Annotated in this window: 12 protein-coding genes and 1 pseudogene; 10 read left to right on the top strand and 3 right to left on the bottom strand. The window is 41.3% G+C overall.

The window, feature by feature from the left end; all coding sequences use genetic code 11:
- Window positions 1-56: 56 nt before the first annotated feature.
- Window positions 57-1,244, bottom strand: a complete 1,188-nt coding sequence (gene alr / locus AC6IZ0_RS01480) for an alanine racemase (RefSeq protein ID WP_497724805.1) — start codon at window positions 1,242-1,244, stop codon at window positions 57-59.
- Window positions 1,245-1,606: 362 nt separating this feature from the next.
- Here alr and AC6IZ0_RS01475 point away from each other — a divergent pair, with 362 nt between their 5' ends.
- The 10 genes and pseudogenes from AC6IZ0_RS01475 (at window position 1,607) to AC6IZ0_RS01430 (ending at window position 12,720) form a co-directional block, all read left to right on the top strand.
- Window positions 1,607-2,104 carry an HNH endonuclease gene (locus tag AC6IZ0_RS01475; protein WP_271732407.1) on the top strand — a complete coding sequence of 166 codons (498 nt, stop codon included), beginning with the start codon at window positions 1,607-1,609 and terminating at the stop codon, window positions 2,102-2,104.
- 1,210 nt (window positions 2,105-3,314) lie between these two features.
- Window positions 3,315-4,604, top strand: a complete 1,290-nt coding sequence (locus AC6IZ0_RS01470; protein ID WP_497724803.1) for a DHH family phosphoesterase — start codon at window positions 3,315-3,317, stop codon at window positions 4,602-4,604.
- A gap of 159 nt (window positions 4,605-4,763) precedes the next feature.
- Window positions 4,764-5,258, top strand: coding sequence for a phosphohistidine phosphatase SixA (sixA, locus tag AC6IZ0_RS01465; RefSeq protein ID WP_271732405.1), 495 nt, complete (start codon window positions 4,764-4,766; stop codon window positions 5,256-5,258).
- Window positions 5,259-5,370: 112 nt separating this feature from the next.
- Window positions 5,371-6,506, top strand: a pseudogene (locus AC6IZ0_RS01460) (citrate synthase).
- A gap of 579 nt (window positions 6,507-7,085) precedes the next feature.
- Window positions 7,086-8,204, top strand: coding sequence for an NADH-quinone oxidoreductase subunit NuoH (gene nuoH / locus AC6IZ0_RS01455; RefSeq protein ID WP_271732403.1), 1,119 nt, complete (start codon window positions 7,086-7,088; stop codon window positions 8,202-8,204).
- 82 nt (window positions 8,205-8,286) lie between these two features.
- Window positions 8,287-8,844, top strand: coding sequence for an NAD(P)H-quinone oxidoreductase subunit I (ndhI, locus tag AC6IZ0_RS01450; RefSeq protein ID WP_271732402.1), 558 nt, complete (start codon window positions 8,287-8,289; stop codon window positions 8,842-8,844).
- 191 nt (window positions 8,845-9,035) lie between these two features.
- Window positions 9,036-9,650, top strand: coding sequence for an NADH-quinone oxidoreductase subunit J (locus tag AC6IZ0_RS01445; protein ID WP_271732401.1), 615 nt, complete (start codon window positions 9,036-9,038; stop codon window positions 9,648-9,650).
- 81 nt (window positions 9,651-9,731) lie between these two features.
- Window positions 9,732-10,037 carry an NADH-quinone oxidoreductase subunit NuoK gene (gene nuoK, locus AC6IZ0_RS01440; protein WP_006199065.1) on the top strand — a complete coding sequence of 102 codons (306 nt, stop codon included), beginning with the start codon at window positions 9,732-9,734 and terminating at the stop codon, window positions 10,035-10,037.
- A 6-nt stretch (window positions 10,038-10,043) separates the two neighbouring features.
- Window positions 10,044-10,964, top strand: a complete 921-nt coding sequence (locus AC6IZ0_RS01435) for an NAD(+) kinase (protein ID WP_497724801.1) — start codon at window positions 10,044-10,046, stop codon at window positions 10,962-10,964.
- Window positions 10,965-11,103: 139 nt separating this feature from the next.
- Window positions 11,104-12,720 (top strand): glycosyltransferase family 39 protein, encoded by a 1,617-nt coding sequence (locus tag AC6IZ0_RS01430; protein ID WP_497724799.1) that lies wholly within the window; start codon window positions 11,104-11,106, stop codon window positions 12,718-12,720.
- 22 nt (window positions 12,721-12,742) lie between these two features.
- Here AC6IZ0_RS01430 and AC6IZ0_RS01425 read toward each other — a convergent pair whose 3' ends face one another.
- Together AC6IZ0_RS01425 and grpE are read right to left on the bottom strand one after the other, a co-directional pair.
- Window positions 12,743-15,904, bottom strand: coding sequence for an Hsp70 family protein (locus AC6IZ0_RS01425; protein WP_497724798.1), 3,162 nt, complete (start codon window positions 15,902-15,904; stop codon window positions 12,743-12,745).
- A 30-nt stretch (window positions 15,905-15,934) separates the two neighbouring features.
- Window positions 15,935-17,152, bottom strand: coding sequence for a nucleotide exchange factor GrpE (gene grpE / locus AC6IZ0_RS01420; RefSeq protein ID WP_271732397.1), 1,218 nt, complete (start codon window positions 17,150-17,152; stop codon window positions 15,935-15,937).
- Window positions 17,153-17,287 lie beyond the last annotated feature (135 nt).

Genomic DNA, 17,287 nt, shown 5'->3' with positions numbered 1-17,287 from the left:
AAAAATCTCTTATGGACAGAGGAAATAAAAAAATATTTTCCTCATGCCCAATTTTCCTACATGACCGCCACACGAGGCAAGCGATGCTTAAAGCCGCAAAGAATTTCCCAAGAAATAGTGTTTAATTTTTCCGCCCAATCGTTAGCTGAAATGGTTTCTCCTCCTTGTTCGCCGAGTAGGGTTACTATTTCCCCGGCTTGTAAGTCTGGGATGGTGCTGACATCAAGCATCAACTGATCCATTGTAATCACCCCGATTTGTGGCACGCGCTGGCCGCGAATTAAAACCTGGATTTTTTGGGAAAGATTACGGGGGACTCCATCAGCGTAACCAATACCAACCACGGCCAACCGGAGTTCGTGGGGAGCGATAAAGTGTTGACCATAACTAACCCCAGTACCGGCGCTAATTGTTTTGACCTGAGTAACTCGCGCCTTCAGTTGCAGAACAGGCTGGAGGTTAATCGTATTTTTTAAATGAGGAGCTGGATAAAGTCCGTAGATGGCTAAACCGGCGCGGACAATGTCGTAATGTAGGGCAGGATTGGTTAGCGTGGCGGCTGAGTTAGCTAAATGCAAGCAATGTGGATTGATTCCCATTTTTTTGATTTGGGCGATCGCCTGCTCAAATCGTCTATGCTGCTCTTCCATGAAGGTAGTGTCAGCATGATCTGCCGTTGCCAAGTGGGAATAAATGCTGGCAATCTCAAGATGAGGTAAATTCTGTACTAACTGCACAAACTCAACGGATTCTTTCCAGTCAGTTCCCAACCGAGACATTCCCGTATCTAACTTAATGTGTACGGGTAAAGGAGAAGTATCATTAATGGTTTCTAAGATATTGGAAAAAATCAGAGCGTGTTTGGGACTGCACAGAGTTGGCTGTAGTTTCCAGTGGGCGATGGCCCGAATTTGCTCTGGTGTGTGGGCTGCGCCCAAAATCAAAATCGGCGCTTTTATGCCACCTTCCCTGAGTTGAATACCTTCTGGAACTGTAGCGACTCCCAACCAACTGGCTCCTGATTGCAGTGCTGTTTGAGCCACTGTGACCGCTCCATGTCCATAAGCATCAGCCTTGACCACAGCCATCAACTGGGTACGTGGCAATATAAAGTTTACTAACTGCCCCACATTGTGGGATAACGCCCCTAAATCAATTTCCACCCAAGCCCTTTGCGAGAACCAAGCATATGTATCACGCTCCTGACTATCCGCAAAACTAGGCGTTTCTCTGCGACTTAACATTGCACTTAACTCCTATCACAGCACTGCACACTGGCCAAGTTATCTGATTATTCTGGTTTGCCACCCTTAAGGCTATATCAATTGAATCAGTAAACTTCACCCTTGTTCCGGGAGTTATTATCAGGTTATCAACAGCAATTTATTTAATTTATTTAAGAATAGTTCTTCCTCATCGTATTCATGATAACCCATATTGCATCTCAAGTCAACCCGCCAATATCTCTTTGATTGCCGTGGGTATTTCATGAATTAACTCTACCTCATTTACAGCCAGCAGTTATGAACGTATAAATTATTCTCATCTCCCAATAAGAGTATATTTGTGTTAATATACATGAAACTAATACCTCGAGCGTTAACCAATGGGGAAGGTTTTAGTCCTAAACGCCTCTTACGAACCGCTCAATATCACGAGCTGGCGTCGCGCTGTGATTCTGTTAATTAAAGGCAAGGCAGAACGCGTTGAGCATAACGGTAAATTTCTGTATACAGATTTTCCGTTGCCCACCGTAATTAGGCTGCGTCATTATGTGCGCGTGCCCTACAAGGAAATTCCTCTCACTCGTCGAAATATTTTGCACCGTGACAGCCACTCTTGTCAATACTGCGGCTATGTCGGCGATGATTTGACACTAGATCATGTCATACCGCGATCGCGCGGCGGAGGTGATACCTGGGAAAATATTGTTACTGCTTGTGTCCGTTGCAACGTCAAAAAAGGTAACCGTACACCCTACGAAGCCCATATGCCTTTGCGTCATCCCCCACGCCAGCCCTATAGTAGCCTTTATTTTGAGGTCACTAAACACCTCAACAGCGGACTGCATAATGAGTGGCAAAAATATGTGATTGGTCTTTGACGATCCGGTAATGATTCGTAACACCTAAAGGAATTATCACCTGTTGCGGGTGTAAAATTCTCCTGCGGCATCAGAGGGAGGTCTTCTGTCCCCATACGAGAGGATGTTTGGCGACATCTAATAGAACATGATGGCAAATATAATGTTCTATTGAGCGACCGGTTTCTAATCGGGGGAGATAGGCGCATTCCCAAATTTATTGGGTATGAAAATGCTAAAGTATTTTCATAGCGGTAAAGCGCACATATAAAAACCCTAGGAGCCGGTTTACTAATATGCCCGTTAATAATGAATCATATTTGTCATAGCTTGCGTGGTATACTCATACCCGGGCGTACTAAGTCAAGTGGAGAGAGCCAACAGCCAGAACCCTGGTAGCAAAAATCATAAATCTTGTACAAATATGGGAGTCTCAGCAGGAGTTTCGTTAAATCTACCCTAGGACCCCTTAGCACAGTCGTTGTCAGCTTGTGGAGCTATCCAGACCCGGAGGTTTGGTGCTAGTATTTAGTCTGCTATATAAAACCTAGACAAAGCTAGACTTTACTTTCTACTTCAACGGGAGCATGGGAGCGGTTATCCCTTAGTAGACTTGCACGCCTTAGCCAGACGCGATATTTCTCTTAAGATTTACAAGAAAGACTACCGCTATCATTGCTTGGTTTTCGCGTTGGCAATAGTCTTAATTCAATACTTGATATCGTAGGATTATATATCAAGTGGGCGATGTTCTTAACTCACTTATGTCAATGCTTGTTAACATAAGTATAGTTTTGTCTATAAAATAGTCAGCTTAGGACTAGCTCTAAGGACGACAGATAAAGCAAGAATCCCCTTCACTTCACTGGGCGGAGTGTCTAATCAACTATAGATTAGGGTGTCTATAGTACCTCAGAATATTGTAAAATAACTGAGTCAGGTGGAAATCTCCCCCCACAGTATAAAAATATGCAAAATACTTATATTAGTTGAAATCACATAAAAAGTTTAGTTGAAACTATTATTGAAAATTATCAAAAATAACCAGGGGGAACTTGGGTGATTTTGGCAGATTATTGACTAATTTGATTCACAGAAAATACATCCAGATAAGTATGTCAACCAAGCTATATTTTTGCGAATATTAGAATGTGTCTCGAAATCAGTTGAGTGTTGATTGTATTATTTCTTTACAAGTCAATGGAGGCTCGCACTTATCAAAATGTCCCCTATGCAATTAAATTCTGCCCCGCAGCAATCAGAAAGTTTTTTATTGACCACAGAACCTAGCCTAGAGGATGCTACTCATAGAGGTAAAGAACCATTTGAAGTTTCACACACCAAGCCATCCTTGGCATCATCCCATGACGAAGGAAAACAAGATAGATATTTAGGTCAAAGGGGAAATTCCTTGGCTTTTCAGAAATCTGAAGAGTTGCAAAAGATCCTCTTTGCACACCGACATGAGCGTCATCTGGTAATTCTACAGGATTTCCCCGACCCTGATGCTCTCTCTTGTGCTTGGACTTACCAGTTAATTGTTCAGCAGTATGATATAAAATGTGAAATCATTTATGCTGGTACGCTGAGTCATCAAGAAAATATTGCCTTGGTTAAACTAACTGGATTACCTGCCCAAAGGTGGACATCACAAGTCCTCAAAAGCAAAGACTTGTCATCTTATCAGGGTTGTATTTTGATTGATAATCAGGGAACTACAAGTCAACTGATGACCGCCGTACAACAGGCGGAAATTCCCGTAATAGCAGTCATTGACCATCACACCTTACAGGCGGAACACAAGTCAGAGTTTGTTGATATTCGTCCTAATGTGCGAGCCACATCGACAATTTTTACTCAGTATCTGCAATCCGGTTTACTCTCTTTAGATAGCAGCATCAGCCAACACGTTAAATGTGCTACAGCATTGATGCATGGTTTACGGTCGGATACTAATCGGCTGATGCAAGCCCAAGAAGAAGATTTCATGGCAGCAGCATATCTGAGTCGGTTTTATGATGCTCAATTGCTGAATGCTATTTTACAGGCAAATCGTTCTAAGCGGGTAATGGATGTGATTGAGCGATCGCTGAAAAACCGCATTGTTCAGAATAACTTTTCCATTGCTGGGGTTGGTTATCTTCGCTACGAAGACCGGGATGCGATTCCCCAAGCCGCTGATTTTCTGGTGACTGAGGAAAACGTTCATACCGCAGTAGTTTACGGTATTGTTCACGACGAAAACGAGGTAGAAGTAGTTATTGGTTCCCTCAGAACTGCTAAACTCACCCTTGACCCTGATGAATTTATCAAGGAAGCCTTTGGACAAGATAGCACAGGACGATTTTTTGGTGGCGGACGTACAGGAGCAGGCGGTTTTGAAATTCCCATGGGTTTTCTGTCTGGTAGTAACGAAAATTCCACCTATGCCAAAATGAAATGGGAAGTATATGATTCTCAAATCAAGCAAAAACTACTCAAGTTAGTTAATCCTCAAGACGACCCCATTAAATCAGTGTGAAATTATAATTCATACACTATCCATAAGTAATATTTACGAAAAAAACCTAGGAAAATATAGTATAGGGATTGGCTGCGACTGCTGTCATTGCGAGGAGTAATGCCAAAGCCCTACGGATAGATTTATTCAGGCTCTTATTATAATAGTAGTGATAATAACATGGAAATATACTTAATTCGTCATGGTATCGCTCAAGAGAAGCAACCAGACATTCAAGATGAAGAGCGAAGGCTGACTAAAGCAGGAAGACAAAAAACCGAGAAAGTAGCCCAAAGAATTAAACAGATGGGTTTGCAGTTTGACGTGATTCTCACCAGTCCCTTAGTAAGAGCGTACCAGACAGCAGAAATTCTCATAACCGCTGGACTAAGTACCCAACTAGAGGAATCTATTTATGTTGCCCCTAATGGTAATATGGAAGGCTGGCTAAATGAGTGGTTAGAACCAAAAAATTATGCCCAAAATAGCCAAATTGCCTTAGTAGGCCATGAGCCTTGTTTAAGCAATTGGGCAGAAATTATGCTTTGGGGGGAAGTCAAACACAGTTTAGTCTTGAAAAAAGCAGGTATGATCGGGATAAAGCTACCAGAAATAGGTTCACCTGTGGGTCGTAGTCAAATGTTTTGGCTAGCATCGCCCAAGTACCTGCTGTAACAGCCTTTCAACATTTTTACCCAAAATGTTGTGACATTGACTGCTGTTATGGTGAAAATAATTTCTGGTAAGTTGGCTTGATCAGATATTTCAAAAAGCAAATGGTGTTGCCATGATGGTGTGCGAATACAAGCCTGGTTTAGAAGGCATTCCGGCTGCCCAATCAAGTATAAGTCATGTTGATGGGCAAAAGGGAATTCTAGAATATCGTGGCATCCGAATCGAGGAACTAGCAGAAAAAAGTTCATTTCTAGAAACTGCTTATCTTTTGATTTGGGGTCAACTACCAAGTAAAGACGAATTGAAGACATTTGAGGATGATATTCGCTCCCACAGGCGGATCAAGTACCGCATTCGTGACATGATGAAATGTTTTCCCGAAAGCGGTCACCCCATGGATGCTCTCCAAGCCTCAGCAGCGGCTCTAGGCTTGTTTTATTCACGTCGGGATTTACATAATCCCGCCTATATTCGGGATTCTGTGGTGCGTTTGTTAGCAACCATTCCCACAATGGTAGCGGCATTTGGGTTGATGCGAAAAGGCAATGACCCCGTAAAACCTCGCGATGACTTAGACTACGCTGCCGACTTTCTCTACATGCTCAATGAGAAAGAACCGGATCCTTTGGCGGCAAAAATTTTTGACATCTGCTTGATCCTGCATGTGGAGCATACAATGAATGCCTCTACCTTCAGTGCTAGGGTAACAGCTTCAACCCTAACTGACCCTTACGCCGTGGTGGCTAGTGCTGTAGGAACCCTAGGCGGTCCCTACACGGTGGAGCCAATGAAGAAGTGATTCAGATGTTGGAAGATATTGGTACGGTAGAAAATGTGCGTCCCTATGTAGATGACCTGCTGCAACGTAAAGCCAAGATTATGGGCTTTGGGCATCGTGTCTATAAAGTCAAAGATCCACGAGCTACAGTCCTACAAAACCTGGCAGAGCAGTTGTTTGCTAAGTTTGGGCATGATAAGTACTATGACATTGCCCAAGAAATGGAGCAGGTAGTAGCGGAAAAACTCGGGGGTAAAGGAGTGTATCCTAATGTTGACTTTTATTCTGGTTTGGTCTACAGGAAAATGGGGATTCCCACAGACTTATTTACACCAATATTTGCGATCGCCCGGGTTGCAGGTTGGCTAGCCCACTGGAAAGAACAACTGGCAGAAAACCGGATATTCCGACCTAGCCAGATTTATAACGGTGAGCATGGGGTTAATTACATCCCCATAGAGCAACGTTAACGGGCGGTTTGATCGTTAGTCATACTAATGCCCCAATCAACTGGGTCACCGTTGAGATCAACTCAGCGGAGGTAATGTCTGAGCTTTACAAGGGCAGGGTAAAGGGATAAGGGAGGTGTAGAAACAGAATTGTTCATGCACTACCCCATCTCCCCAAAAGAAATCCCAATCCTGACCATAAGTAGAAGTTCTTGTATAGCTTCGAGGGCTGAAAACCATCCGACGATATACTAGGCATGGGAATTCATTCCCGCGACCTCATCAAAGCATAAAAGGGTCAACTACCTTACCTAAGCTATGGGGATGAGGCTTGGGATAGCTTCAACTAAGAGTTGACTAGCCCATAGCAGCCCAATAAAAGCCACACACTTGGTGGGCAAGTCTCCAACGGCGATGATCTGTGTAAGCCTTTTGTAGTGCGGGCATCTTGCCCGCCCCTGACCTTGGCAAAGCCCAGTGATGTTGAATGAAGTAGGTGTGTAATCAAGGATGATGGCTTGGGTGGCGTAGCCATAGTCCGAAATTTATACTTCATAACTTCACAATTCATACTGTAGTTGACTTAAAAGAGCACCAAAAATGAATTCAGGAATTGACCTCCAAGGAACGTTTATTAAATCCTTGATGGATTTAGGGATACCAGCAGGGACAGCCAAAGCCATTTGGATGCCCTTACCCATGATACTAATGCTCATTGGCGCAACAGTGGGCGTACTAGTCTGTGTTTGGCTAGAACGGAAAATTTCGGCATCAGTACAGCAGCGCATAGGTCCAGAATTTATTGGCCCTTTTGGCTTACTAGCGCCAGTAGCCGATGGTGTCAAGCTGGTATTTAAAGAAGATGTTGTCCCAGCCAAAGCTGACCCGTGGCTATTTACCATCGGACCCATCCTAGTTGTCCTACCAGTATTTCTGTCCTACTTAATTGTCCCCTTTGGACAGAATATTGTGATTACCAATGTAGGCATGGGAATATTCTTGTGGATTGCCTTTTCTAGCATTGCCCCCATTGGGTTATTAATGGCTGGTTACGCATCCAATAATAAGTATTCCTTACTCGGTGGTTTGCGGGCGGCCGCCCAATCTATTAGCTACGAAATTCCGCTATCCTTGAGCGTGCTAGCCGTAGTCATGATGTCTAACAGTCTTAGCACCATTGATATTGTTAATCAGCAATCTGGCTATGGTATTCTCGGCTGGAACATTTGGCGTCAACCCGTGGGGTTACTAATTTTTTGGATAGCAGCCCTGGCTGAATGCGAACGCTTACCCTTTGACCTACCAGAAGCAGAAGAAGAAATCGTAGCTGGTTATCAGACCGAATACTCTGGCATGAAATTCGCTCTGTTTTACCTTAGCTCCTATGTCAACCTAGTGCTTTCTGCTCTACTAGTGTCAGTTTTATACCTAGGTGGTTGGGACTTTCCCATTCCGGTGAGTGTGATAGCCAACTGGCTGGGAGTGAGTGAACTCAATCCAGTATTGCAGGTGGTCACTGCTTCTTTGGGTATCATCATGACCCTAATCAAAGCCTATCTGTTAGTCTTTATCGCCATCTTATTGCGTTGGACAGTACCCCGCGTGAGGATTGACCAATTGCTAGATTTAGGATGGAAGTTTTTGTTACCACTTGCTTTAGTTAATCTTCTAGTAACTGCAGCACTAAAACTTGCCTTTCCCTTTGCCTTTGGGGGATAAATTCAGGCTAATAAGTTTTACCTAAAGATAAGGCCTAAAGCCTAAATCGGTGAATTGACTCATAGGGAGAAAAACACTAAAAATGCTAAAGTTCCTCAAACAAGTTGGTGATTACGCCAAAGAAGCAGTACAAGCTGGACGTTACATTGGTCAAGGTTTAGCTGTAACTTTCGACCATATGCAACGGCGACCAGTTACAGTACAGTACCCGTACGAGAAACTAATTCCTGGCGAACGATTTCGGGGACGGATTCACTTTGAGTTTGATAAATGTATCGCCTGCGAAGTCTGTGTGAGGGTTTGTCCCATCAACCTACCTGTAGTAGATTGGGAATTTGAGAAAGCCAACAAAAAGAAAAAGCTCAAACACTACAGCATTGACTTTGGAGTTTGTATCTTCTGTGGTAACTGTGTCGAATATTGCCCGACTAACTGTCTATCGATGACAGAAGAGTATGAGCTATCCACTTATGATCGCCATGAATTAAACTATGACAACGTAGCATTAGGTCGTCTGCCTTATAAAGTCACAAACGACCCAATGGTGACCCCACTGCGCGAACTGGCTTACTTACCCAATGGTGTCATGGAACCTCATGACCTACCTGCTGATGCTCCTCGTGCTGGTTCTCCTCGGTGAAGACCTGGTAGAGCACACAGAAAAAACAAGTGGCTAGCGCTGCTGGGCGGAAGTCAAAGGTCACATTCTAGTCTTTTGAACTGTCTGGAAAAATGTTTCTGTTTCCGCCGTGCCGTACTAGTGGGTAATCGCTACTACCGATTACCACTTACCAGTTACCATTTATTGGAAATCAAAAAGGACCGGAAAAAGTGAATTTAGCTGAAGGAGTACAGTTTGTTTCGTTAGGCATACTGGGTGTAATGATGATTGGAGCAGCCTTAGCTGTAGTGCTGTTCTCTAACGTTGTTTATTCTGCCTTTATGCTGGGGGGGGTGTTTATCAGCATGGCGGGGATGTACCTCTTGCTCAATGCTGACTTTGTAGCAGCAGCACAGGTACTGGTTTATGTTGGGGCAGTCAACGTGTTAATTTTGTTTGCCATTATGTTGGTGAACAAGCGCCAGGATTTTGCACCATTTCCCAGTGCTGGACTGCGCAAAGTAGTAACAGCCATAGTCAGTTTAGGATTATTTGGTCTGTTGAGTGCAATGGTATTGGGGACTCACTGGGCATACTCAACACCTGCTCCTGTAGCTGCCGAAAGTTCTATAGTTGTGATTGGTGAGCATTTCTTTACTGACTTTCTACTACCTTTTGAACTAGCTTCAGTATTGTTGCTGATAGCTATGTTAGGAGCGATCATTTTGGCACGTCGCGAGTATTTGCCTGAAAAAACCACAGCTTCAGAGTTACCACAAACAATTTTGACTTTGCCAGAACGCCCCAGAGACCTGATATCAGCAGGTAGTGAAACAAAAGAGTAAAATCGGCGATATTATTCGCCGGTAAAGGCCAGATTTTTTATGGCTACGCTACGCAAGCTACGAGAATGGACAGTAAAATCGATGCAACTCCAATACTTTTTATTACTAGCAGCAGCTTTGTTCTGTATCGGCATTTACGGACTAATTACCAGTCGTAACGCGGTACGGGTGTTAATGTCAATTGAGTTACTGCTAAATGCTGTTAATCTCAATTTAATGGCATTTTCTAACTTTCTGGATTCAACTTTAATTAAAGGTCAGGTATTCACTGTATTTGTGATTACCGTGGCCGCTGCTGAAGCGGCGGTGGGTTTAGCCATTGTGCTGGCCATTTATCGCAATCGTGATACCGTTGATATGGAGCAGTTTAATCTCCTCAAGTGGTAATTTTGTGTGCAAATCAAGCAGGTAATCATTGCTTATAAAGCCCGAGATTCCCAGAGTCAACGCTGGGCAGAACTCTGTGCTCAACAACTGGAAAATCGCCATTGTCACGTGTTGATGGGGCCTAGTCGGCCCAAAGATAACCCTTACCCGGTATTTTTGGCTTCTGCAACTCAACCCATTGATTTGGCTTTAGTACTCGGCGGTGACGGCACTGTTTTAACTGGTGCTAGACATTTAGCCCCGGCCGGTATACCTATTTTGGGCGTTAATGTTGGCGGACATCTGGGCTTCTTAACTGAGTCCGTAGACGAGTTTGAAGATACAGAGAAAGTTTGGGACAGACTGTTTGAGGATCGCTATGCTATCCAACGGCGGATGATGTTACAAGCTGCAGTGTATGAGGGTCATCGCACGAATTTGGAACCAGTGACTGAACACTACCTCGCTTTAAACGAATTTTGTGTCAAACCTGCTTCCGCTGACCGCATGATTACCTCAATTCTGGAAATGGAAATTGATAGTGAGGTGGTAGACCAATATGTGGGAGATGGTTTGATTATTTCCACTCCCACAGGTTCTACCGGTTATACTGTTTCTGCTAATGGACCGATTATTCATGACGGTATGGAGGCTCTCACCATAACTCCCATCTGTCCTATGAGTCTTTCTAGCCGCCCCCTAGTTTTACCTCCTGGTTCGGTTGTTAGCATCTGGCCTTTGGGAGATTATGATTTGAGTACAAAACTGTGGATGGATGGGGTGTTATCTACCTCTATTTGGCCAGGACATCGGGTTGATGTGCGTATGGCAGATTGTCGGGCGAAGTTCATTATTTTGCGAGAGAACAATTCATACTATCAGACACTCCGAGAGAAGCTGCTTTGGGCGGGTACAAGGGTTCGCTACAGTAATAATCACCGCAATTGATTGTTCAGGTGTCTACCGAGCGTTTTTGTTGCTAGTTATCTGTGAACACAACAATATGCTAGCCCCCGGGTATCTTCGGGGGTTTTTCAGTAATTGTGGCTGTGGGAAGATTTTAAACTACTTTATCGGAAACCTGCTTATGCGGAACCTGACTCTTGTTCCGAGTTGGTTGCGGTTTTTAATTATTTTTTTGTTGGCCATGGGTATATTATTCCGCTTTGTTAATATTCAAGGCAAAGTTTACTCCCATGATGAAATTTATACATCTTTGCGCATTTCTGGCTATACGGTAGCTGAAGTTAAGCAGCAATTATTTAACGGTGGTGTAATTACTAAGGCAAGTTTTGCTAGGTTCCAATTTCCTAATCTAGAAAAGGGCTTTAGTGACACAATTATGTCTCTGGTAAGAGAAGACCCGCAAGCTCCACCACTTTATTATTTAATTGCCAGATTATGGGTGCAAACCTTTGGTAATTCAGTCACTGTCATTAGAAGTTTATCTGCTTTGATCAGTTTGTTGGTCTTTCCATCTATTTACTGGCTCTGCCGTGAATTATTTAATGTGCCATTGTCAGTACCTGGTTTAGCGATCGCTTTGATGGCAATTTCCCCTCTTCATGTGCTTTATGCTCAAGAAGCACAATCATATATTCTGTGGTTACTCACCATACTACTATGTAGTGCCTCACTATTGCGAGCTATGCGCCTGGAATCACAATCTCACCACGAATTAGTCAAAGTACAGCAAATGCCAGACCCTTTTGCTACCTGGGGTGTTTATGTATTGAGCTTGGTAGTTAGTCTTTATACAAGTTTGTGGAGTATTTTTTTAGCGGTTACCCAGGGAATTTATGTAATTACAATTAATAGATTTCAACTAACGGAAACAGTTAGGGCTTATTTACTAGCCTCATCTCTAGGTTTTTTAGCTTTTATGCCCTGGATGACGATTGTGGTAGCCAATTTATTTGAGTTTATTGTATCAGCAGATGTCACGGAAAATGATAAATCTATGTTACATTGGCAGCCAATTTTATTTATACAGATAAGTCGAATCTTTTTCGATTTGAACATCGGCTTAGAAAACCCTATACAATATTTAATTTCTCTAATTTTTACATCTCTAGCAGGATATGCACTTTATTTTATATGTCGCACCACTAATTATAAGACTTGGTTGTTTATGGTGACATTAATTATAGTTCCCTTCATACCACTAATGCTGCCGAATTTATTTTCTCAAGCACTAGTTTATACTTCAATGATATATTTAATACCTATATACTTGTGTATTCAAGTTTCTGTTGCCTATATGTTAGCTACCCAAATATATAGTGGAATTTCATCGCGCAGGAGAATGTGGCAAGTAATTTTGGTATTAATAATTGTGTTGGGGATGGTTTCTTGTAGGGTTCGCTATGAAGGAGAAACTTGGTGGAATAAGGGAATTAGTTATGGTAATCCAGAGGTTGCTGAAATTCTCAATGAGGCGCAAAAACCACTTTTAATTAGTAATTCTCAGGGAATTAATTATGTAACTGTATTTTCCCTGAGCTATCTTGTTACTCCAAAAGTAAGGTTTCAATTAATTAATGGTGAAGATATTCCTAATATTTCTGATGGGTTTAAGGATATTTTCTTACTCAATCCTTCAGATACCTGGCGTAGAGAAATAGAAACCAGATATAAATCTACAGCTAATGTGGTTTATCGCGATAATTATCACTTGCTATGGAAGTTAACTCATCTCCGGTAACTATCTCAATTGAATTTAGACTTTAACCATTGACAATTTCTAAAAGCCAAGTTTTGATGTCTTTAATATCTTCAATAGTAGCAGTATCAAGATGAAAAGCCCTTTCTATTAGCTCTAACTTGCGGTCAAACTGTTGTGAGATACCCGGGAAATTAACCATTCTACCTTGACAAGGCAGATAAATCTTTGCCAGGGATAAAATGTCATTGACAATTCGTTCATGAAGTAGATTTCCTGTAATATGCCAACCAATACATTGACCCAGACAACCTAAAGCATCTAAAGCAATTTGAGGCTCGCTAATTTGATGTTTAAGTTGCTCTAAAACAAATAATGCTACTTTTTCCACATCATTGAGATTGGCTCGCCATTCCTGGGGTTGACCAGGGCTAATGATTCTGGCTAAAGCCCAGAAAGCTTTTTGGCGCAAAGCTAAATGTTGATTGCCTTGGATAATCGAGCGCAAGCGCGTAATATTACGTACAGAAGGTTCAGCACAAAAACCAAATGAGTTAAGTAAATTAACGGAACGTGCTAGGTGTGAGATGACTGTAAACTCTTGGTAAATTAACTCGCTAAAATCTGACCATAGCATTTTACCCGGAGCCAGGGAAATGGCTGTGTGTAATTCATGTATGTGGTTATATCTGGATAAACCAGCTTGAAATTGGCGTAAGATCCAGTTGTGATACCTCTGTTCTAGTTCTCTGACTTGGAAGTCAGAACTATCAGAAGGTAAACTTTGGATAATATTAGATAAAGCCATTACGGCTACAATTTTTCTGCTTTGTTGTAAATCAGGTTTAACATTACTCTGTGTTTCCAACCACTGTAATAAACTGCGAATAATAGATAAACGATTTTTAGCCTGACAAGTCTGATTTTCTAGATTTTTCCTTTGGGCTTGAACACTAGCATTTTGCCAATTTTGAGCCAGACTAAATGCGACCCTCCCCCAAGCCGAAAATTCTACCTCAATATCGGGATTAATTTCTTTACCTGGACGGGAACGGCTAATTTTAGGAATTAAATCTGTGGCTGTGTTATTAACTGTTTTTTGATTAACTGTTTTTTCAACATTGCTAATTGTCGGTATTTGGGGGGAAACTTCTAAGCGGAAACGAGTATCTGGGCGATCGCGATGTACGAGTGTCAGTAATAATCGCTCATCAAAGGTATATTCTACTTCCAGATTTAAATAATCTCCTGGTTGAATATCAGCAGCCCGAATTTCATCGGTATTAACACGGCGAGTCCGTTGTAAAGTAGTATTTTGATTAATTTGGGAACCCATACCCACCCAAGCTTTAAAACCAATCAAACCGTCGTCTTCAAATGCTGGTAAACGGAATCCCGCCAAGGTAGTGCGATAAGGATACTTTTGACCATGAGCAACTAACAACTCTAATTTTGATTCTTGAGTATTATAATCTGTCACTTCTAGCCAAATATTTGTGGGGTTAATTCCTTCTGATTTACCCACAGTACCTGCTGCATAAAGTGCAGCACCACGAGCCACCGCCAAGTCTGGATCTCCCTCTGATAGAATGAGGATTCCAGGTAAAAGCTGTTCTAAGCGTTCCCGAATTAAAGGGAAATATGTCATCCCCCCATTAAGCAGAATGCCATTAATTTTAGGTAATTCCCCCAACTTCTCTTTAGCTTTGAGGAGGACATCAAGAACAGGTACGATAAAAGTGTCACGACGGTCTACAAAGGGAGATTGATTAAAAGCGGTTTTTGGGTCTAACTTTTCTATTAGTTCCGGTTTAATATCTGGACACAGCAACTCTTTTAAAGCTTCCTGCATTTGCCGATATCCCAAACTGTAGAAAATCGGAAAACTAGAGCTAGAACTCACGTATTCAAACGGCATTCTAAACTCTTCCTTATCGAGGCTATCAGAATATCTACTGCCCCAAACTTGCTTAAATTGTTCAGCATAAATCCTGAGTTCATACCACAATTTTTTTTGCTCAGGTACAGATAACTTACCTATTTTACTATAGTTAGTAAACAAATAATCAACTATTTTTTCATCAACTTGATCGCCTCCCACTCTGGTACGGGAACCAATAGAAATATCCTCAATAAAAAACTGGGCTATATCGCTATTCCAGTATACTTTGTGCAATGAAGTATCTAAAGTTCCCCCTCCTAAATCATAGACAAGAATATTTAAAGGACGACTGGTATCTAAATCAGCGCAAATCTCTCCATTTCGGAGTCTATATAAGAAATCATATAAAGCAGCTTTTGGTTCTGGTAACAAAACAATGTTATTTTCTTCCCAACCTGCTAATTTAGCGGCTTTCCGGGTCGCTTCAATAGCATCAGGTTCATAGGACGCTGGGTGAGTGATGACTGCACCTCTCACATCTATTTGTTTTTGGGTTAATTGATGACGACAAAACTTTAAAACTTCTGCGGCGGCTTGTTCTGGTGTAACATTACCGATAGTAAGTTGATATTCAAAAGGTAACCCATCTTGAAGAGTACCAATATCATGTTTCCAAGCCAGAATAGTTTGATCTCTAAAAGCATAATATTGGCTGCGGACATGGTTACCTATTTTCGCAGTATCTAATTGAGAATACCTGACAGCAGAAGGAATTAATTCTGTATGTTGTACAGCTTCATGCTCATTTTTGACCGGAATACTAATGGCGTTAGCTTTCCATTCCTGCATTAATGTTTGACTAGCTCTTGCTATGACTGTGTTAGTAGTGCCTAAGTCGATACCTAAATATGTGGGGCGTAAAATGTTTTGGAGTAATTCAATATATGTGGCTGTTTCTCTAAGTTTATTTCCGAGTTGATTATTACCAATAGCTACTGTTTTAACTTGTTTACTGGTTAAATAAGAAAATAATTTGGCATAATCATTATCATTGCTAACAACGGCAATGATATTAATTTGCTCCTGGGAATTGTTAATCAACTCCTCGGATGTGCGGAAAATTAAATTATCAACTTCTTGGGGAACAGATGTCAATCCGGGTGTTAATTCAAAGCGATATCCTAGATTACGTAGCTGACTACCATAAGCAGAGAGGACTGCTGGAGTGTTGGAAAATGCACGACGTACTTTTATGGAACCATACTTGGTACAAATAGATTCAATTTCCCCAAGTTCAGGTTTAATGTTGTCTAGGTCTAATAAGATTGCAATATTTTCTGCCATGGTTTTTTATCCTGTTTTTATAAAAATCTTTTAATTATTGCTGGAATTATCAGTTAATTCTTGTACTTTTGCCGGTGTAATTATGTTGTCGTTAACCTTCCATCCTTTCTGAATACACTGTACTTGTTTAATTTCTGTGTAATTTGTAAAAGGCGTTCCCCCTACATAAGCATATTTTGCTAAGTCAAGTTGAGATATTGTGAAACTATCTTTGAGGGACTTCGGGTAAGTTTCTATTCCTAGTTTTTGGAATATTTTCATTAAATTACGCAAGACAATAAATATGGACAGAGAATCATCAGAGGAAATTTGAGCTTCTCCACTCGCTTCAATTTGAGGTTCTATTAAACTGATAATTTTCTCTATTTGATCTAAAGCCGGTTGGGAACCATTTTGTAGTTCTTGAGCAATTTGGGTCACAATTTCTTGATGTCCTTGCTCACGCAGTTGCTCCAACTCTCGAGTCAGTTCTAAGTTTTCAGCTTCTAAAATACTAATTTGAGTTGTTAATTGTCTTTCAATCTCTCCGAGACCTGAAACAAGATTCTTAGCTGTTTGGTCTTTAATTGCAGTGCGCGTAACTTTAAAATGTTTCATCAAGGCCATGCCAAAATCCATGAGTATTTCATGAGGACCAGATGCAATTATGCCTTGAAAGACCTGAGAAGCTGCAAAGAATTTTTTAGCATCTTCTGGAACATATGCTTCTATTTGAGACAGAACTAAATAGGTTTTAGAACGGTGTTTTTGAAAGTAATTTATGGCATCACATAGCTGGCTAATTCTGCCAATATCTTTATTATCTGTGTGTATAAATCCATATTCGGCGTTATTAATCAAACCTTGGATAGCTGCTTGAGATTCTTGATAAACTTCCTGTGGTGTAAGTTTTCTACGGTTAGATAGATAATAGTAAAAGTCATCAATCAGCTTGGTGGAAGATGGAGGAATTCTATGGAGTATTTGTCTCCAAGATTCTTGATGATGTTCATTGAAGGTTTTAATGGCGGTTTGCAATATATTTCCACGTTTTTTCTCCTCCTCTGTACTGGGTGGAATGTATTTACTGTAGAAATCTTCCACAAATAATAAAAATTGTCCCCAAGGATTTTTTTGGAGAATTTCCAGATCAAATTCATCTTTTAAGGATGATTTAGTGTTTTGAGACTTTTTAGGTTGTTGAGGTAATGGACGAACAAAAGTAGAATTTTTCTTTTTGGGTTTTGGTTTGTGAGTGTTGTGATCCATAGGTTCGAGTAATTATGTAGTAGGCAGTAATGATGCATCAGAATGTAGAAGCATATACTTAACAATAAAAAAATATGCACTGTCATCTATCTAAAGATAGATATTGAAAGACTCTTGATTAACAACTCAGTGATT

The organism is Anabaenopsis sp. NIES-4685 (assembly GCF_059725405.1).
The sequence above is the reverse complement of the archived record's forward strand: the minus strand, read 5'-3'. Positions and strand labels throughout refer to the sequence as shown.